The organism is Clostridium cellulovorans 743B, from assembly GCF_000145275.1.
Lineage (GTDB): Bacteria > Bacillota > Clostridia > Clostridiales > Clostridiaceae > Clostridium_K > Clostridium_K cellulovorans.
This window is the reverse complement of record NC_014393.1, coordinates 1,930,906-1,950,864: the sequence shown is the minus strand read 5'-3', so window position 1 is coordinate 1,950,864 and position 19,959 is coordinate 1,930,906. Positions and strand designations below refer to the sequence as shown.

The 19,959-nt window shown below is 31.4% G+C and carries 18 protein-coding genes and 1 pseudogene; 5 read left to right on the top strand and 14 right to left on the bottom strand.

Annotated elements, in window-relative coordinates:
- Positions 1-354 precede the first annotated feature (354 nt).
- On the bottom strand, positions 355-1,296 hold the full coding sequence (locus CLOCEL_RS07955) for an IS982 family transposase (protein ID WP_013291568.1): 942 nt from the start codon (positions 1,294-1,296) through the stop codon (positions 355-357).
- A 113-nt stretch (positions 1,297-1,409) separates the two neighbouring features.
- Between CLOCEL_RS07955 and CLOCEL_RS22260 the strand changes: the two are divergent.
- From CLOCEL_RS22260 to CLOCEL_RS07945, 3 genes and pseudogenes are all read left to right on the top strand, one after another.
- Positions 1,410-1,670 (top strand): annotated as a pseudogene (locus tag CLOCEL_RS22260) (DNA adenine methylase); the annotation flags it as partial.
- A 308-nt stretch (positions 1,671-1,978) separates the two neighbouring features.
- Positions 1,979-2,251 carry a hypothetical protein gene (locus CLOCEL_RS07950; protein WP_010077463.1) on the top strand — a complete coding sequence of 91 codons (273 nt, stop codon included), beginning with the start codon at positions 1,979-1,981 and terminating at the stop codon, positions 2,249-2,251.
- Between the two features lie 276 nt (positions 2,252-2,527).
- Positions 2,528-3,424 (top strand): C39 family peptidase, encoded by an 897-nt coding sequence (locus tag CLOCEL_RS07945; RefSeq protein WP_010077464.1) that lies wholly within the window; start codon positions 2,528-2,530, stop codon positions 3,422-3,424.
- Positions 3,425-4,489: 1,065 nt separating this feature from the next.
- On the opposite strand, the gene CLOCEL_RS07940 is transcribed toward CLOCEL_RS07945, so the two are convergent.
- A complete protein-coding gene (locus tag CLOCEL_RS07940) occupies positions 4,490-5,152 on the bottom strand; it encodes a site-2 protease family protein (RefSeq protein WP_010077466.1) in 663 nt (220 codons plus the stop codon).
- A 156-nt stretch (positions 5,153-5,308) separates the two neighbouring features.
- The gene (locus tag CLOCEL_RS07935) at positions 5,309-6,685 is read right to left on the bottom strand and encodes a PhoH family protein (protein ID WP_010077467.1); all 1,377 of its coding nucleotides are present in this window, start codon (positions 6,683-6,685) and stop codon (positions 5,309-5,311) included.
- 195 nt (positions 6,686-6,880) lie between these two features.
- Here CLOCEL_RS07935 and perR point away from each other — a divergent pair, with 195 nt between their 5' ends.
- Positions 6,881-7,306, top strand: a complete 426-nt coding sequence (gene perR, locus CLOCEL_RS07930) for a transcriptional regulator PerR (RefSeq protein ID WP_010077468.1) — start codon at positions 6,881-6,883, stop codon at positions 7,304-7,306.
- Positions 7,307-7,408: 102 nt separating this feature from the next.
- The gene (locus tag CLOCEL_RS07925; RefSeq protein WP_010077469.1) at positions 7,409-8,356 is read left to right on the top strand and encodes an FG-GAP repeat domain-containing protein; all 948 of its coding nucleotides are present in this window, start codon (positions 7,409-7,411) and stop codon (positions 8,354-8,356) included.
- Between the two features lie 129 nt (positions 8,357-8,485).
- Here CLOCEL_RS07925 and CLOCEL_RS07920 read toward each other — a convergent pair whose 3' ends face one another.
- The 11 genes from CLOCEL_RS07920 to CLOCEL_RS07870 form a co-directional block, all read right to left on the bottom strand.
- Positions 8,486-9,277 (bottom strand): hypothetical protein, encoded by a 792-nt coding sequence (locus tag CLOCEL_RS07920; protein ID WP_010077470.1) that lies wholly within the window; start codon positions 9,275-9,277, stop codon positions 8,486-8,488.
- A 55-nt stretch (positions 9,278-9,332) separates the two neighbouring features.
- Positions 9,333-9,578 carry a hypothetical protein gene (locus CLOCEL_RS07915; protein WP_010077471.1) on the bottom strand — a complete coding sequence of 82 codons (246 nt, stop codon included), beginning with the start codon at positions 9,576-9,578 and terminating at the stop codon, positions 9,333-9,335.
- 77 nt (positions 9,579-9,655) lie between these two features.
- Positions 9,656-9,889: a hypothetical protein gene (locus tag CLOCEL_RS07910; RefSeq protein WP_010077472.1), complete on the bottom strand. Its 234-nt coding sequence runs from the start codon at positions 9,887-9,889 to the stop codon at positions 9,656-9,658.
- 207 nt (positions 9,890-10,096) lie between these two features.
- Positions 10,097-10,399, bottom strand: a complete 303-nt coding sequence (locus CLOCEL_RS07905) for a hypothetical protein (RefSeq protein ID WP_010077473.1) — start codon at positions 10,397-10,399, stop codon at positions 10,097-10,099.
- Between the two features lie 162 nt (positions 10,400-10,561).
- Positions 10,562-11,167, bottom strand: coding sequence for a ribosome biogenesis GTP-binding protein YihA/YsxC (yihA, locus tag CLOCEL_RS07900; RefSeq protein ID WP_010077474.1), 606 nt, complete (start codon positions 11,165-11,167; stop codon positions 10,562-10,564).
- A complete protein-coding gene (gene lon, locus CLOCEL_RS07895; protein WP_013291681.1) occupies positions 11,157-13,514 on the bottom strand; it encodes an endopeptidase La in 2,358 nt (785 codons plus the stop codon). Before lon ends, yihA begins: the two co-directional genes overlap by 11 nt.
- 108 nt (positions 13,515-13,622) lie before the next feature.
- The gene (lonB, locus tag CLOCEL_RS07890; RefSeq protein WP_010077476.1) at positions 13,623-15,326 is read right to left on the bottom strand and encodes an ATP-dependent protease LonB; all 1,704 of its coding nucleotides are present in this window, start codon (positions 15,324-15,326) and stop codon (positions 13,623-13,625) included.
- A gap of 110 nt (positions 15,327-15,436) precedes the next feature.
- Positions 15,437-16,717 (bottom strand): ATP-dependent Clp protease ATP-binding subunit ClpX, encoded by a 1,281-nt coding sequence (gene clpX / locus CLOCEL_RS07885; protein WP_010077477.1) that lies wholly within the window; start codon positions 16,715-16,717, stop codon positions 15,437-15,439.
- Between the two features lie 17 nt (positions 16,718-16,734).
- A complete protein-coding gene (clpP, locus tag CLOCEL_RS07880) occupies positions 16,735-17,319 on the bottom strand; it encodes an ATP-dependent Clp endopeptidase proteolytic subunit ClpP (RefSeq protein WP_010077478.1) in 585 nt (194 codons plus the stop codon).
- Positions 17,320-17,673: 354 nt separating this feature from the next.
- On the bottom strand, positions 17,674-18,966 hold the full coding sequence (tig, locus tag CLOCEL_RS07875; protein WP_010077479.1) for a trigger factor: 1,293 nt from the start codon (positions 18,964-18,966) through the stop codon (positions 17,674-17,676).
- Positions 18,967-19,072: 106 nt separating this feature from the next.
- Positions 19,073-19,939: a hypothetical protein gene (locus CLOCEL_RS07870; RefSeq protein ID WP_010077480.1), complete on the bottom strand. Its 867-nt coding sequence runs from the start codon at positions 19,937-19,939 to the stop codon at positions 19,073-19,075.
- Between the last annotated feature and the right edge of the window lie 20 nt (positions 19,940-19,959).

The window sequence follows — 19,959 nt, the reverse complement described above, 5'->3', positions numbered from 1 at the left end:
GAGGTTACCATTGGGTTGTGTATAACTTTATAAAAGATTATTACGCCACGCTTTTTAAGTCGTTAGATTTTGAGTTTATAGCAATAGTTCCAGCAACCAAAGCAATACAGTTTAATAAAGAAATAATTTTAGCTTTTCTAATTCCTGATGATCTCAGATAATTGTTCAAAGTTTTGCAGGAAAAGGTAATAACTATGCTTATGGAACTACAACAAGATCAAGTCCTCAAATACTATATCAAGGGTCCTTAAATTAACCTGTTGTGCTAGCAGATAAGTTTTCATTAAAAGGATATTTATACCATGATTTTAGGCATTCCTATCCTATTGCCTCATATACTGTTTTTGGAAATTATTATCCGAATACTAATTCTTTAATCTTTGATATTTCTATACCTATATTAAAAAATTTATTTATAAAATAGCAAAGATTATGAGCTAATATTTTATTTGATATTCTTGTGGCAAATCCCCAAGTTGATTTTGTAAGAACCCTCTGCATATTTAATTGCTCGGAGAGCTGAGAAAAAGTAGTTTCTACTCTACGACGAGCCTTGAATATCAACTGCCTAAAAGGTTTTAAAAGTTTAGTTTTACTATTGTTACGATTTATTGTTAAAAGACGAATGTACCTTGTTTCTTTTAATTGCGAAGCAACTTTTTGACCTATATATCCTTTATCACCTATTAGTATATCAATCTCTGAATTAGCTGTGAGTTCCCAGACGACATCTCTGTCATCAATATTTGCTGCTGTTACAGTAAAATCTGTGATATAGCCATCGAGGGCTACTAAAGCATGTAATTTGAATCCATAATATGTTTCTTTTTTCGAAGCGCATCGCCCGTAGGCAGCCTCCGGCTTAAAAGCTTTATGGAAATGAGCTCTCCCAAACTTACACACAGGAATTGGCATACTATCTGCAATTCTCATTCGGTCATATTGATAGTTAAGAAATTTCGTTAACTCTTTACGAATTTCATCAATGACTCGAAATAATGACTTTCTAACTCTATGAAACCTCGGCCTACTACAAAAGTTGGGAAATAAGTCTCGTAGGTTTTTAGAGCAAAATCCAAACCATGCTTTTTCAGAGTCAATGGTTAAGAGTTCACCTACTAAAGAAATCGTAATTATTTCGCTATCAGTCATTACTGATTTAGCGATGTTACGACGATTTTTAATAAATGTTGGAGTTACTTTTTGGTAAAAGTCATCAATTATAACATAAGTGACAACAATAAAATCTTTTAAGTCATCTATTGTTATGGTAGAATCTTTATTAAACTCTGGCATATAGGTTAGCCTCCTATCATTAGATTAGTGGTGTTTTTTAATGATAGGTTAGCAAATATGCTGGAGTTTTTCTATTTGTAAGTATTGCCAGCGTATTTAACTAGCACAACGGGTTAAATTATATAAAAGAAAGACTAAGAAATACTTATGTTGAAAACTTATCCTTTGAGAAGATTATTGATAAGTATGATAGCGAAAACAGTTTTTTCTTTTGTAATCCTCCATATTTTGAAACTGCAGGATATGATTTTGAGTTTGGAGAAAAGGAACATTTACTTTTAAGAGATAAGCTATTAAGTCTTAATGGGAAATTTCTATTAACTATTAATGATCATGAAAAGGTTAGAGAAAAGTATAAGGAATTAATTGTTAGGAACTATTAAATTAATCTGTAAATCTATTGTTATAGAAAATTCACATTACCATATTTAGTTCATTTAAATAGTTTGATGAATTTTAAACTATAATAAGGAAAATAAATAGAACACATAATAGTTATCTCTTTTGAGTTATATTTCAATTTGTGATACAAACAATAACTCATATTAATACAATTTTATAAATAAAAATACCATTCAATACAAGTTTCGACAAAAAAAATTGTGAATGAGTGATATAGTATTAAGGGATTAATTATACAACATATTTGTAAGAACTAAAGAAAATTTAAGGTGGGATGCAAATGTTAAAAAGAAAATTTAGTGTTATTTTTGTTACAGTAGCGTTAGCACTGATAACAAAAACGTCAGTTTTAGGAGATAACTTCTCTCAAAGTAATGAGAAAGTAATTAATTCAAATCAATTTAAAGAAACTGATTCAAATCCAGTCGTCGTTTACGATGTGCCGCAATCTGGTGAAAACATAGGTAATGGTACAGTAATACTTACACAAAAAGATATAGACGAAGATATGGAAAAAAGTAAGATGTTTAATCAATATTTTGATGGAAAATAAAAATTAATAAAAGGTAGAGATTAATATACAGAAAAAGTATTATATAAGCAGTTTTTTATAGATTAATGGATTCTTAATTATAATTAAATAAAAAGATATTAATTTTATCAAATATTATAGCTTATAGTATATATACTAATTTATATTAATGTGAGTCTATACATAAAAATCATTACTTTAATAAGTATTAACTAAAATATGGTATTAAAAATAATGATTATAAAAACTAATTTTAAAAAACTAAAATAAATTTAAAAATATTAGGATGGTATACATATGTTGAAAAGAAAATTTAGTACTATTTTTGTTGCAATAACGTTAATAATGATAATGACGGCACCAGTTTTTGGGGATAATATTACGTCAGTTAAAAATGAAATAACTACTACAGAGTCAAGTGCTGTTAATTATGTACCTCAATCAGGTGAGAATGTAGGTAATGGTAAAGTCATATTGACACAAGAGGATATAAATGGTAATGAAAAGAAAAGCAGGGAAGTTGGAAATTACTTAGAACAAAAGAATAAAACATCAAAGAATTCAACTAGATTGTTAAAGGGTTATTATTCATCTACATCTCTTAATTATGATCATGTATTAAGCCCAGAAGCGCAATCAACAGATACATGGTGTGGTCCAGCTGCTTGCTTAAATGCCATTGATACTAGGTCATATCACTCAGTAGGTCAGAACACTAACTTGACACAATTTGTGATAAATTCTTTCTTAAATCCAGGAGGTGGACTTCAACTTAATGGAACGTATTTAACGTCTAATTGGACAACTACTTTAGATAAATTTGCACCTGGAAATAACTATGAGATAAAACGAAGAGCTTCGTCAGTGAATTATACTGATTGGCAATTAGATGTGTTGAATTCTATTATCTATACAATCGATAAGGGGTATCCGGTAGTTGTTGATACTGAACAAATGCCAACAATCGATTTTATAGATCCTGTATATAGAGATAGGTATAATTCAAATGGAAATAAGCCTATATACCACTACGTTACAGTTATTGGATACAGATATACTGGACCAGATCCTCTTTGTAAATATGGTGGATATCAGTTAATTTATATGGATTCAGCTGGATACCACAACGGAGTTTATGAAACTGATTATAGAAGAATTGGAAATACAACAATTAGAATGGGTATTATGTGGTAAAAGGCAATGAGCTATTTCAATTTATTGAAATGGCTCATTATTTATTAAAATTAATCTTCTATTTTAGCTTTTATTCCATTACCCCAGTTTTCATCTGTAGTTGATGCAAATATATATAACCTATCATTAACTTATACAGCCATCTTTCCAGTGGTGGATTGATAAATAGGTGTTCCTTTTTTAATAGCATTTGATGAATTATTTTTTATTGGTTTTAAGAACGTAAGTGCTGTATTCTTTACTTCACCATTTTTTTTAATTCATTAGCTTGGCTTACGTTTATTTTGGCATTGGCATTTAATACATACAACTCATTATTAACTTTTAGATAGGTACAACCCGAAGATGCATTAATGTATATACATAAACTATATCAAGTCTTAATACAATATATCCTCCTATTTTTGTTTTTTTCATTTGTATCCCTCCTTTTTTATTATATGAGTAAGTTGCACAATTATATTTTTGATATGATTGTTAAAACATCTTTCACTTGAAGTTCTTTTATTATAAAGTTGTTGCCAGGTATCTGTGGATCTATGAGGATATGAAAAGTAGCGATTATTCTTTTTATAGCTTATTTTATAACAATACCCATAATTGGAGTTACTACACTAATTCATCCCACAGGGACAGTTTATTTTCCCGGTGGTATGAGGGCATCTAAACTTCAAATAATCACCATTTTTACCCCAATAGGTTAAAGGATAACCCATCGAGTAAATTAGCTCAAACTTCTCATTAAGACTTTCTGGTGGAGTATATAATCCTCTTGTATTTAATGCAATTATTGCTTGTTTTTTTAGCTCATTGATTATATAACCATAACTTTTCTGAAAGTCATAACCTTAATCCATGATATAGACGTTTGGGGTTATAGCACCTACATATGTTGTTGAAGTTTTTTGTTAGCACTTAATATATCCAACATTTAGGGGTGAACTTCTTTTTTGTTATTATAAAAAACCAGTAAAATCAATGATTTTAAAATATGAAATTTACTCGATTAAATAAACCTAAATAAAAACTCTCCGCAGAATTATCTACGAAGAGCTTTAATCATCATTAAATTATATTTAAGAATAACTTAGTCATTGCTCCAACTGGCCCTGATAGTAAAAGACCGATTATAGAAGTTCCCCCATAGATTGGCATAACCAAAATTATCATAATAACAAAGGAATATCTATACATAGCACCTTCTATCTTATAGAATTTTGCTGGTGCTAAATTCCTAAGAATATTGAATCCATCAAGACCTGGTAACGGCAATAAATTGAACAATGAAAGCATACAATTTATTTGCACTGTATAACCTAGAATTCTATATATAATCCAAGTTAAGCTAAGAGTATTACTTGATCTTATAAGAAAATTCCCTTTAAAGGCAACTAATGCAAAGATACCTGCTAATAAGCCAAATACTGCAGCTGTAAAAAGGTTTGCCATTACTCCCGCAATATTAACTTTTAAATCATCCTTATTATAATTTTTAAAATTTCTAGGATTAACTTGTACAGGCTTTGCCCATCCAAAGTGAAACAATAGAAGCGCTAAAAATCCAATAGGATCAATGTGGGGAATTGGCGATAAGGTTAATCTGCCTTGCGCTCTAGGAGTTGGATCTCCAAGCTTATCTGCCACCTTTGCGTGGGCATATTCATGAACAGTAAACCCTATTAGTATTCCTGGAATTGTTAATATAGTTTGTAAAATTTGGTCTCGCATAACTTCACCTTCCGTACTGTTATAACACTCTATAACATATATCATTTTAAGTATCTTAAAGAATACTTTTTTCCTATGATAACATAATAACAGAATTCTGGGTATTACGAAAGTAAATTATTATGTTATTATTTCTTAAATATTCCCAATATCTAGCTACAACCTCTTTGAGCCTTCGAAAGCTAACGGTGACCTTTCACACTCGTCATATTTTAGTGTAACCTGATAACACAATGGGCTGCCTTTCATTTTCTCAGAGGCATAACATAAACCATTGGACCTGGAATCTAAAAATGGGTTGTCTATTTGTTCTGGATCCCCTATTAAAATTAACTTAGTTCCTACTCCAACTCTTGTTATGATGGCCTTAACTTGCTTTGGAGATAAATTTTGGGCTTCATCAATAATAACCCAATTCTTTACTATGGATCTACCTCTTAAATAAGCAACCGCTTCAGTAGTTATTATTTTTCTATCAAATAACTCGCTTACTTTATCACTAAGTTCCTTCTCATTTTTGTATCTTTCTTTTTCATCAGAATCTACAAGAATTTCTAGATTATCTAAAACTGGCCTCATATATGGTGCTATTTTATCCTGTTCTGTACCAGGTAAAAATCCTAACTCTTCATCCATAGTTACATTAGGTCTGCACACCAATATTTTTCTGTACTTTTTATCCTCTTGTTCTAGGATTTCATGAAGTCCTACAGCTAAGGAAAAAAGAGTCTTAGCTGTTCCAGCAGGACCTTTTATAATTACTAGCGGTGCCTTAGAAGCGTCAGTAGCTAAGGCCTCCAGCATAAATCTTTGACCTGCATTTCTTTGCTTAATGCCAAAAGGAACAATATCTTTATTATAAAGGGGTACTATTACTGACCCATCAAATCTAGCTAACGCACTTTGCTTATGATTTTCTATAGAATGAACTATCAAAAATTCATTTATAAAGAGTTCAGCTTCTTTGTAGCCATCATTTTCTTGATCATAGACTAAAATTTCACTTTTATCTATGAACTTTTCAGCATAAAATTTATGAAGATTTTCTTGCCTTGTATATACCTCCCTACGACCAGTGTACTGCTCTTCAATAGTTGGAACTACCTTCTCATAATAATCTTCAGCATTTATATTAAATATATCTGCCTTAATTCTCTCGAAAATATCCTTAGTTATAAGGGATACATCTTCACCATCTTCCTTTAAACCCTTGCACACCTGAAGTATCCTATTATCAGGCTTTGTTCTATCCCAAGATAGTGGTATTACCACATTATAGTGGTTCATTTCGACTCGAAGCATTCCTCCTCCTGGAAGTGGAACACCATCACTGAGTTTTCCACCCCTTCTAAACTGGTCAATTAGCCTAGATGCTTGTCTTGCATTTGCCCCTAAATCTGTTTTATCCTTCTTAAATGAATCTAGTTCTTCCAAAACTACCTCTGGAATTACCACATCATTTTCACCAAAGGTTAATAACGAATAAGGAGCATAGAGTAGTACATTTGTGTCTAGTACGTATGTTTTCTTCAAGGAAAAATCCCCCTTCCTGTTAATGCCTAAGAAGTTTTAGATTATCTTTTTTTATATTTATATGTTGGACTTTTCCATTATATAAACTTGTTCCTCTAAAATTTATTATAATTTCTTAAAACTATAACTATAATCTTTACAATTGATAATAATTATCGTATAATATACATAACTAAAAGAAAAGGATGATAATTTATGGAGAGTATCGCTAAGGTTTTTAGAGAAAAAAAACTCAAGCTAACACCTCAAAGAATTGCGGTTTATAAGTATTTATTGTCAACGACATCACATCCCTCAGCAGAAGTCATTTATAAGGCTATTCAAGAAGATTACCCTACAATGAGTTTTGCTACAGTCTATAAAACCTTAAAAACTTTAACAAGTGTTAACTTAGTTCAGGAGTTAAATGTTGGAGAAGGTAATTTTAGATACGATGCCAATGTCGATGCTCATCCCCATATTCAATGTATAGAATGCGGTAGAGTTGATGATATACATAATGTATCTTTTGAAAATCTAAATTCCGTAGTTTCAGAGTTTTCAGATTATACTGTATTATCAAATCAAATATATTTTTATGGTGTATGCGGTGAATGTAAAAGCAAGAATATTTCTAGATAGAAAAAATAACCCTTTAAGAAAATAAAGGGTTATTTTTTTATTTCACTTCATATCTATATTAGTGTGCATTATCTGCTAACTAATTTATATGGAGGCTCTCTTATGAAGTTTAAAGTGTTGTTTCTAAGAAGAAAATATATATACTACACAGTAATTCTTATTCTTACATTAATATTAATTTTCCTTTATTTTATAACAAAGCCTAAGGAGACTATAGCAACCTTTACCATTTCAAAGCCAGAAGAAGCTGTAAAAGCTGATTTTGATGGTGACGGCGATAACGAACTCCTTATAATCAGCTCAAACCAAGGAAAATTCAATCTTCAGATCACCTCAAACACAAAAAATATACATATAAATCCCGATAAAGTTCCTAACACCTTAGGAAATCAACTTAACTATTGGCATTTGAGAATTATCCTTTTAGATGTAAATAGAGACAATCTCCCAGAGATTCTTCTTCAAGGCTATAATGAAAAAAAACCTATTCAACATATTTTTGCTATAGAAGAAAATGATTATATTCCTTTACTATCAACTACAAATAATATTTTAGGAGTTTTAAATGTATATTCTAATAAAACGCCGATAGTTTTTACAGGAAATCTTATAAACGGTGATATAAAGTTTAATGCCAATTTAATGCTCTTAAACAACGTTAAATCTGTTTCAGGAACTTACGAAGCCTCCTTCGCTGGAAGAGACACTATTATATCCTTTATAAAATTTATCGAAGCTTTTCCTTATACAGAACTTCTACTTCCCAAAAAACTTGACTCAGGCCTTCTCTCAACATCAGATTATAATGTCATAAATAAACTTTTTAAAAGTGGGAAAAGATTTGTTTTTCAAGATGGGTTCTTTTCAGATAGGAAATACGATAAAGATGGAGAAATAAGTGAACTTAATTGGATTTTAAATTTTAAAACTGTTACTCCTAATGCTCAAAATTCAGAAGAAAGCTGTATTTTAAATTTAATACTGAAATCATCTAAAGATACCTCTTATCACTATAAGATTTCTTCAATCAAATTAGAAGAAAAAAAGTAATGGGACCGCAAATACGGTCCCAAGGGGGATGGGGGGTTTTGTAAGTGTGAAGAGTCACTTACGTTAATGAGAGTAAATCTCCTTTAACATTTATAATTATTAGCATTTTTTCTTCAAAATATACATGTTTTATTTTCTACTATCTAGATAATTCTGAATAATATCATCTAGTACCTTTGAACGATCTGGAGTTAAATAATGCTTTATTCCTCTTAATAAATCTAATACATCCTCCGCATTATCATTACTTTGGTTATAATCCACATCTACAACAGGACTGTCATTTACGCCATTATTATTTTGTGGATTTGCATTATTCATGTTATTAGATAAATTATTAATCATATTGCTTAAATCGTCCATATTGATTTGAGAAAAAATTTCTGAAAAATCAATGCCATTATCGTTCATTGATGAACTTGAATTATAGTTATTACCTCCGCCGTTTCCATTATATCCATAGTTTTGACCAAAGGCTTGGTTTTGATTGTATCCATTATTATAATTATGTCCATTGCCTTGGTCATAGGTGTTATATCCGTCTCTTCTATCATTTTTCTCCCTAGTACCTTGGCTTCTTCTGTTTCTACTATGTCTACGATGTGATTCCTGACTTCTCCTTGAAGGCATATTATTCATTGGCTGACTTGGTCCTCCTTGGTTAAAAGATGACATTAAATTTGACAATGCATTCATATCTAAATTACCAAATCCATTGCCACCATTACCGCCATTTCCCTGCATGCCAGCAAACATATTAACTAAGTTGCCTATATTTCCAAGTCCCCCTAGATTACCCATTCCTCCAAGTTGAGAAAGTACTTGTCCTAATGTACCAATATTCATATTACCCATCAATCCTGATAAACCTGAGAATAAATCATTTCCTCCACCTCTATACCTATGATGTCTAGACGACATACTCTACTCACCTCTTTTCTATATTAAAGAGGGCTTTTTTAAGCCCTCGAGTTGATTAACAGCAACCTTCATTGTTTGTACAACAGCAAATAAAGTATAAAGCTATTATAAATAAAATACTATTATCTATTATTGGTCTGCGACAACCATAGTTTTCGTATGGAACTGGACCACATTCATCGTCACATGGATTTGGTTGAGGAATAAATCCACAACGGTCTCCCATATCGCATCTACCAAATTGAAGTACAAATAATATTAATGCTAATAATGTCTTAGATCCAAAGAAACCCTTTGACATTTTATATACCTCCATTGTTCATTGCTATTTAAATATCCTTAGTTTCAATCCAAAGGGAGCATAACTCCCCTTAAGAACTACTTGCCACATTTATCATTATCTGTGCAACAGCATATAAAGTATAAAGCAATTATGAATAATATACTATTATCTATGATTGAATTATTGCCACATCCATGATAGCCGATGTCTCCACAACCATAACCATTACGTCCACAGTTACCGAATTGAAAAACAAAAAGTAACAATGCTAGTAAGGTTTTACCACCAAAGAAACCGCAATTAGAATCTTTTTTACATGTTTTTTTCATATATATACCTCCATTGTATTGCTACAAAGAAACCAAGATTTCTCGAGGTTTCCTATGTTTTAAAGAAGGGCAAAATGCCCCTCCCCTGTTTTTAGCAGTAGTATCGGATTAAAGTAGAGGTAAGTTATCTTAGGTTTTACATGTTCAAAATATCCTTAGATTATATACTCTCTTAAGGTTTAATTTTATTCCTATATTAACTTACAACTAACAAGTTGGTTCACAATAAACTGGGCCATAAGGTCTATGGTTTTCTTTATTGTTACAACAACATACTAGTAATATGATTAAGATTATCCATATCCAATTGTTTCCACTGTCTTCACAGCAATGATTGTGATGTTTCTTTGATTTGCAGCAACAGCCACTATTTCCGCCAAAACCTCCACAGAAATTATCTCCACATAAGAAGAATAATAAAATTATCCATATCCAAATATTGTTTCCAAAGCCACCGCAATTGTTGTCAAATCCTCCACAGAATCCACAAGAGTTTTGATCGTATCCCACTGCTTTTTCCTCCTTAATTAATTGCTTTTGTATCTAATAATATATTATGAGTACACTATTCATTTGACACTAAAACTATGACAACAAATGAAAAAAACTTTTAACAAAAAAATAACTATCTTGATATAAAGAGATCTCTCTATATCAAGATAGTTTCATTTTTTAAATTTGTTCCTCTTCTATTTCAATAAGACCTTTAAAAATACCCTCTAATAATTCTTCTTTTCCAGTCTTCTTTAAAGAAGAGAACTTATACATCTTCGCTCCCTTAGGCAACTTTATAGCTTCAGCTATTATTTTTTGATTTTTATTTAGTTCATTCTTCGTAAGCTTATCAACCTTAGTTAATACAATCACCGCTTCATAACCATAATGTAAAATCCAATCATACATTAAAATGTCATCCTCATTAGGAACTCTTCTAGAATCTAGCAGAAGTATTACCTTCTTAAGTTGAGGTCTATTGTGAAGATATGTCTCAATAGTTTTTCCCCAACTATCTCTTTCATTTTTCGACACCTTCGCATATCCATAGCCAGGTAAATCAACAAAATGCATTACATTATTAATTATAAAGAAATTAACCAATCTAGTTTTTCCAGGTGTCTGACTAACCTTGACAAGTTTTTTTCTATTAGTCAATGTATTTATAAGTGATGACTTCCCAACATTGGATCTACCAACAAAGGCTACTTCTGGAATATCATCTTGAGGGTACTGTGAAGTTTTAACCGCAGAGGTTACAAATTCAGCTTGTTTAATTTCCATACTTTATATCTCCAGTTAATGCGTTATTTAATACAGTATCCACATGCTCAGCTATTACTACTTTAAGCTTGCTTAATACTGTCTTTGGTACCTTTTCTAAATCTTTTTCATTATCTTTTGGAATAATTATTGTATCAACTCCAGCTCTATATGCAGCTAAAGTTTTTTCTTTAAGTCCACCAATAGGTAAAACTCTTCCTGTCAGCGATATCTCACCAGTCATAGCAACATTATGACGTACAGGAGTATTTGTTAATACTGAGACAAGAGCAGTAATCATTGTTACTCCTGCAGAAGGCCCATCTTTAGGAACTGCACCTTCTGGAACGTGAATATGAATATCCCTTTCTTTATAGAAATTCTCATCAATGTTGTATTTAAATGAATTAGATCTCACATAACTAAAACCAGCATTTGCCGATTCCTTCATAACATCACCTAATTGCCCTGTAAGTTGCAATTTTCCACTACCCTTCATGGTTGCAACTTCAACTGGAAGAGTATCTCCACCATAGGCTGTCCACGCCATACCCGTAACAACACCTATTTTATCTTCCTTTAACACCTTATCAAAGGTATACTTTTCTTTCCCTAGATATTTCATTACAGTATTAACATTTATAGTAACTTTATTCTTACCAGTTTTCACGATGTATGTTATTGATTTTCTTACTACTGCAGCGATATTTCTTTCTAAGGAACGTACACCTGATTCTCTAGTATAATGATCTATAATATAATAAATAGCATTATCACTGAAAATGATAGACTTATCCTCTATAGTATGTTCCTTTAACTGCTTTGGTATTAAATATTTTTTAGAAATATTGAATTTTTCTTCATTAGTATAACCAGATACCTCAATAATCTCCATTCTGTCCAATAAAGGTCTAGGAATAGTTTCTAAAGAGTTTGCTGTTGTTATAAAAAGAATTTGTGATAAATCTAAATCAACTTCAAGATAGTGATCTCTAAAGCTAGAATTTTGCTCACTGTCTAATACCTCAAGTAAAGCATCAGCAGGATTCCCTTTATAATTCCCACTCATCTTATCAATTTCATCTAAAAGTATCAATGGATTCTTTGTTTTAGCTTGCTTTAAAGCATAAGCTATTCTGCCTGGCATAGCTCCAACATAAGTTTTTCTATGGCCTCTAATATCAGCCTCGTCAGTAACTCCCCCTAGGGAAATTCTCACAAAATTTCTTCCAATAGTATTAGCAATACTTCTTGCAATAGAAGTCTTACCTACCCCTGGTGGACCCACTAAACATAATATAGGACCCTTCAAGGATTTACTGATATTCTTTACTGCTAAATATTCAATAATTCTCTGTTTTACATCTTCTATACCATAATGATCTTCATCTAAAACTTTTCTAGCATTTTTAATATCTAGATTGTCCTTTGTTGTAGCATTCCATGGAATATCTAATAACCAATCAAGGTAAGTCTGTATTACTCCACCTTCAGAAGAAAAACTTCCCAATGATTTTAATCTTTCAAGTTCATATAAAGCTTTCTCTTTTACAGCTTTAGGTAACTTAGCCTTTTTAATCTTAGCTTTATACTCCTTATCTTCTTTCTCATTTTCATCAAATTCCCCAAGTTCTTCTTGTATAACCTTTAATTGTTCTCTTAAGAAATATTCCTTTTGCATTCTATCCATGCTATCTCTTACTTTTAACCCTATCTCAACTTCAAGTTTTATCATCTCTAGTTCATTCTTAATTAAGACAATAACTTTTTCTAGTCTCTCCTTTGGGTTTAGTACTTGAATCATATCTTGCATTTCTTCTTGCCTTAAGTTTAAATATGAACAAATAATATCAGATAGTTTTGCAATGTTTTGTATTTCTTCCACTGATGACAGCGCCTCATTTGCAACTACACCTGAATAATCTGCATATTCTCTAAAAACATTTTTGGCAAGCTTTATCAGCACTTCATTGCCTTCTGCTTCCCCTTCTACTTCATTACCTTGTACTTCATTACCTTCTTCTTCAATAATATCTATCTCTACACTATAAAAAGGTTCTATACTATTATATTTGATTATTTCTACTCTATATAATCCTTCTACTAATACACGTATATTATTATTTGGTAACTTTAATATTTGCTTTATACTACAAAGAGTACCAATTTTTAATATCTCATCTTCAGATGGACTTTCAATCCGCTCGTCTAACTGAGTGCTTAGCACTATATATTGTTCTTTAATCATAGCTTCTTCTAACGCCATAATCGATGCCTTACGTCCTATATCAAAATGCATGACCATGTAAGGGAAGATAGTTAGTCCTCTTATAGGAATTAGAGGTAGATTTTGCATATCAATTTTCATCATGATCTTTCCTCCATTAATTTATATAGCTTAGACTATTATACCTATAAATCAGCTAATTATCAAATGGGTAAAATATTATAACTCATTCCTATAAGAGAACTTTATCTAATTTCCCTTTGCTTCAATAGATTCAGTTGAATACACTAATGAAGATGTATCATTTCTTTCTGTGGATATAGTTTCTTCTTTTTCCTTTATCAATGATATTTCTATCACTTCTTTCAAATTTTCAACTGGTATTATTAATACGTTTTTCAAACTTTCAAATTTATCAGAGTAATTATCCTTAGGAATTATTATCGTACTTGCTTTTCCATCAATTGCTGCTTTTATTTTTTCTTTCACGCCTCCAATAGCCTTTACTTTACCATGCAGCGAAAGTTCTCCTGTCATTGCAATATTATTATTTATATATTGTTTTCTGATTGCACTATATATAGCACATGCCATAGTAACTCCGGCTGAAGGGCCATCCACAGGAATTCCACCTGGAAAATTCACATGAATATCATAACTATTTGTTTCTATATCAAAAACATAATCAAGAGCTGTAAGAACATTTTCTATAGAACATCTAGCCATACTTTTTCTCTTAATCTTCTTTGAGTGAGAAGTAATTTCCTCTTCTTCAACTATTCCAGTTATTCTTATTATTCCTTTCCTTCCATTGACCTTTGTAGCAGTTGCTTCTATTTCCATTATCATTCCGATATTAGGTCCAACTACTGCTAATCCATTTACATGACCTATTCGAGGCTCTTCACCTATCTGATATTCTAATCTTGGAGTATACTGTCCATTCTCAACTACCCACTCTACATCTTCCTTTGTAATAATATTTCTTTCTGAATCATCAGCGATGCCAGCACAAAGTTGGATAATATTAAGTGCTTCCCTTCCATTAGTACTATATTTTCCAACATAAGCTTTTGCCTCAGGAGATAAGACAACCCCTATTTTATATGCAGCATTTTCTGAAACCCTCTCTATCTCTTCCCTTGTAAGAGCTCTAAAAAACACTTCTACGCATCTAGACCTCAATGCTGGTGTTATTTCTTCTGGACTCCTTGTAGTAGCTCCAATAAGTCTAAAATCTGCAGGAAAACCTTTATCAAAAACTTCCTTTATGTATGTAGGAATATTTGGATCTTCAGAATTATAATAAGAACTATCAAAGAAAACTCTTCTATCCTCTAAAACCTTTAATAGCTTATTCATTTCGATTGGGTGCATTTCTCCAATCTCATCGATAAATAGCATTCCTCCATGTGCTTTACTGACAGCTCCAGGTTTTGGCTGTGGTATTCCAGCCATTCCGTAAGCTCCTGCCCCTTGATAAATAGGATCATGTACAGAACCTATCAGTGGATCTGCTATTCCTCGTTCATCAAATCTTAATGTTGTCGCATCTATTTCTATAAATGATGACTCTTTATTAAAAGGTGATTTATCTTTAGTTTTTGCATATTCAAGCACTAATCTAGCTGCTGCCGTCTTTCCTATTCCAGGCGGTCCATATATTATTACATGCTGTGGATTTCCTCCACACAGTGCCGCTTTTAATGCCTTTATTCCTTCTTCTTGACCTATTATTTCTTCAAAGTTTTTAGGTCTACTAATTTCTGTTAATGGAATTGTGAGCTTAGTTTTATTCATCTTACTCAAGGTTTCCATTTCTTTTCTATTTTCTCTATCAATATATATCTTACTTCCACCATGTTTCTTATTAGAGTTTATAGAATATATCAAAATAATAACCATAATAATCAACGTTGCTAGTTGTATGAACGCATTTATCTCATTATTCATAACTCACCTCTTAGTAAATCTTTTTTCTATATTATGGTCAAATATTTTTGGTAATATTCTTATACGAAAAAAAGTTCTATGAAACTTTACAATTTCATAGAACTCCTATATTATGCAGATTCTGGACCTTTTTTGCCCTTAGATTCACCTTTTAATTTTGCTACTCTTTCACCGAGTTCAACCTCTGGAGTTTTTGTCTTTATGGTATCCTCTAAAATAGTTACCTTTTTTACATCATCCTTTGATGGTATTTCAAACATGATATCTTTCATCATATCTTCAATTATAGCTCTTAGACCTCTGGCTCCTGTGCTTCTTTCAATTGCTTCTTTCGCAATAGCTCTTAAAGCTTTTTCATCGAAATCAAGATCTACACCATCCATAGCAAACAATTTTTTATATTGTTTTACAAGAGCATTCTTTGGCTCATAAAGGATTTTAACTAAAGCTTCTTCATCTAATGATTGAAGTGTTACTACTATTGGAAGTCTTCCAACAAACTCAGGAATTAAGCCATATTTTAATAAATCTCCTGGCATTAACTCTTTAAGTGTTTCACCAATATTTTTTTCCTTTTTAGATGTAATATCTGCACCAAAGCCCATAGAACCCTTACTTGTTCTCTTTTCTATAATCTTTTCAATACCATCAAAAGCTCCACCACAAATAAATAATATATTTGCTGTATTTATTTGAATAAATTCTTGATGTGGATGCTTTCTTCCACCTTGAGGTGGAACTGATGCCACAGTACCTTCTAAAATTTTAAGTAAAGCCTGTTGCACTCCTTCTCCAGAAACATCTCTTGTTATTGAAGGATTTTCTGATTTTCTAGCTATTTTATCAATTTCGTCTATATATATTATACCTTTTTCAGCTCTTTCAACATCATAATCAGCATTTTGGATAAGCTTTAGAAGTATATTTTCAACGTCTTCACCTACATATCCTGCTTCTGTTAATGTAGTCGCATCAGCAATTGCAAAAGGAACGTTTAAAAGTTTTGCTAGTGTTTGAGCTAAGAATGTTTTTCCACATCCTGTTGGTCCTAATAATAATATGTTACTTTTTTGAAGTTCAACATCATCATTAGCTATGTTTGAATTAATTCTCTTGTAATGATTATAAACTGCAACAGCTAAAGATTTTTTTGCACTTTCTTGACCAACAACATATTGATCTAAATGTGTTTTTATCTCCATTGGTTTAGGCAGTGCTCCTAAATCATGTTCTACATGTTCATCAAATTCGTCAGTAATAATTTCTGAACATAATTCGATACATTCATCACATATATAAACACCCGGCCCTGCAATTAGTCTTCTAACTTGTTCTTGTGTCTTTCCGCAAAAAGAACACTTTAATTGCTTTTTATCGTCTATTTTAGCCATCTATACACCTCACTAGGTTATTTATGTTTTGCTATAACTTCGTCTATTAATCCATAGTCTTTAGCCTTATCAGCAGTCATAAAATTATCTCTTTCTGTATCTTTTTCAATAACTTCAAGTGGTTGCCCAGTTCTCTCGCTTAATATAGAATTTAATTTTTTCTTCATCAATAAAATTCTCTCTGCATGAATACCGATATCTGTCGCCTGACCTTTGAAACCGCCTAATGGTTGATGAATCATGATTTCACTATTTGGTAATGCAAATCTTTTTCCTTTAGCTCCTGCTGCAAGTAAGAATGCTCCCATAGAAGCAGCCATACCGATACATATCGTCGCAACATCCGGCTTTATGTAATTCATTGTATCATATATAGCCATCCCAGCTGTTATAGATCCACCTGGACTGTTTATATAAAGTGAGATATCTTTATCTGGATCTTCACTTTCAAGAAATAGAAGCTGTGCTACTACTACACTTGCAGATGCATCATTTACTTCTTCACCTAAAAAAACTATCCTGTCCTTTAAGAGCCTTGAATAAATATCATAGGATCTTTCTCCTCTGTTTGTTTGTTCTACTACCATAGGTACTAATGCCATAATACTTCCCGTTGAGTGAACCTTACTAAAAATAGCAAGTGTTTTCCCTTTTCATTACAACCTGTCCTTTGCAGTTGATACGTTGCTCCGAGGGCTTAAGTTCCCGTCTTAATACGGTACATACTTATAGCTTTTTGCTATAAGTCCTCAACTTTCTCCTTTCATAATATTTATCAAATTAATAAGACTAAGTTAAGATTGGCTTTTGTATAAAATTCAAAAACGCCAGCAATTATTTTATTTGTTAGAAAATTGCCAGAAAGTTTCCTGGCAATTTTCTATATATACTATTATACTATTTATTATGGAAATAGTTCGCTTACTTTAATCAAAATTTATATAATTTTTTATTATTTATTCAGCAACTTTTGCGTTTTCAACTATTATGTTAATTACTTTTTGGTTAACTAAATCATATGTGATATATTCTTTTTGCATTCCAAGTATCATTTTAACAGTTTCTTCCACGTCTGGTGTTCCCCATTGTGCTGCCATTTCTCTAGCCTTAGCTTCAACTTCTTCATCGCTAACTTGAACATCTTCAACTTTAGCTATTTGAGCCATAACTAATTCAGTTTTAACTCTCTTTTCAGCAGTTTCTTTCATATAATCTCTAACATTTGCTTCGTTACTGTTAGTGAATTTGAAATAAGTATCAAGATCTAAACCTTGAGCTTTTAATCTATTTTCTAAATCTCTCATCATGTTGTTGATTTCATTATCAACCATAACTTGTGGAATTTCAATTGTAGTATTTGCTACAGCTGCATCAACTGCCTTTTCTTGGAATTCATGCTTAGCCATATGCTCATTATATTCATCCATTTTTTTCTTTATGTCAGCTTTTAAATCTTCTAAAGTTTCAAATTCTGATACTTCTTTAGCAAATTCATCATCTAAAGCTGGTAATTCTTTTACTTTAATATCATTAACAGTTACTTTGAAAGTAGCTTCTTTTCCATTTAATTCTTCATTACCATAATTTTCTGGGAAAGTTACAACTACATCCTTTGCATCGCCTTTGTTTAATCCTATTAATTGATCTTCAAAGGTATCGATGAATGAGTGTGAACCTATTGTTAATTCATAATTTTCACCTTTTCCACCTTGGAAAGGAGCTCCAGCTATAAAGCCTTCAAAATCGATAACAGCAATGTTTCCATTTTCTATAGTGCCTTCTGCTTTTGAAGATACTCTTGCATTCTTTTCTTGCATAGTCTTTAATTCAGCTTCGATATCTTCTTCAGTTGCCACTTTTTCAACTTTCTCAACTGTTACACCTTTGTAATCGCCAAGTTCAACTTCTGGCATAGTTGTAACTGTTGCAGTATATGTAAATTCTTTACCTTCTTCGCTTTGTTCAATTGAAACTTCTGGTCTGTCAACAGCTCTAACATTATTTTCAACTAATATACCTGGAAGTGTAGTGTTTATTACCATTTCTTCTGCTTCTGGGTAGAATATTTGATCTCCGTACATTTTCTTTATTAAATGTAAAGGTGCTTTTCCTTTTCTAAATCCTGGTATATTAAATTGTTTAACATTCTTTTGATATACTTTTTTAAGAGCATCTGTGAATTTTTCAGCTTCAACAGTTACTGTAATCTTAGCAGTATTCTTCTCTATTTTTTCTACAGTAGCGTTCATTATTATTCCTCCTAATATTAAGTGTTCTAAACTTAGTTATCATTCTAACTAAAACATTATATCATAGTTTATTATTTTTTTACAATTATTATTGAAATTTAAATATTTACATAAGTGTAGCTATAGCATTTGGAGTAACTTTATAATCAGTACCGTCGACGTTAACCTTTATTCCATCGCCAACTTTGTCTAAAATCTCAATAGTGCCTCCGCCTAAAAGCTTATTATTAATCCAAACAGTTTTATATGTGTTATTGGTATTATCATAGATCCAAATATAGTTTACTGTTGTAAACCAAGGTAAAAAGCTTTTATAAATTACAGTATTATCATCTATAAATTTAGGCGTTCCCATCCAAACAAAGTCACTTCTATAAGCAATTACATCTTCTCTTTTATTTATTTCACCTTTTGTGGATACATATTGCGTATATGTTATATCCTTAACTTCGCCTTTACTGTTAAAAATATACACCATTTGAGCACTCTTATCATATAAAAGTCCAACATTTCTTGTATCACTTAACTGATACTGAGTATTTTCATTACTTGCAGTAACTTCTGTTATTTTATTTGTTACCTTATCAACAGTGATAAGAGCTCCAACTTTTTCATTTATTTTTACAGGTATTTCCTTTATCTTTGCTTCTTCTGTTGCCTCTGTTGTGGCTTCCTTTTCTTCACTGTCACTTTCACTAATAACATCTTCTGATTTATCTTCTGCTTTATTAATATCATTGCTATCAGTTTTCTCTTTGTTATCAGTTTTTTCTTTACTAGATATTAATTTGCTACCTAACGTATTTATGCTATCTATTGCCTTAGACGAAAAATCATTAAAACCTATTGCATAAATTCCTACTATTGCTCCAAAAATTAAAACAACTACCAATAATGAAATTTTTCGTTTTCTTTTTTTTCTTCTTTTCATCTGATTGTCATAATTACTACTGAATATACTTGGCTTAGCCATAAGATATTCCTCCTTAGCTT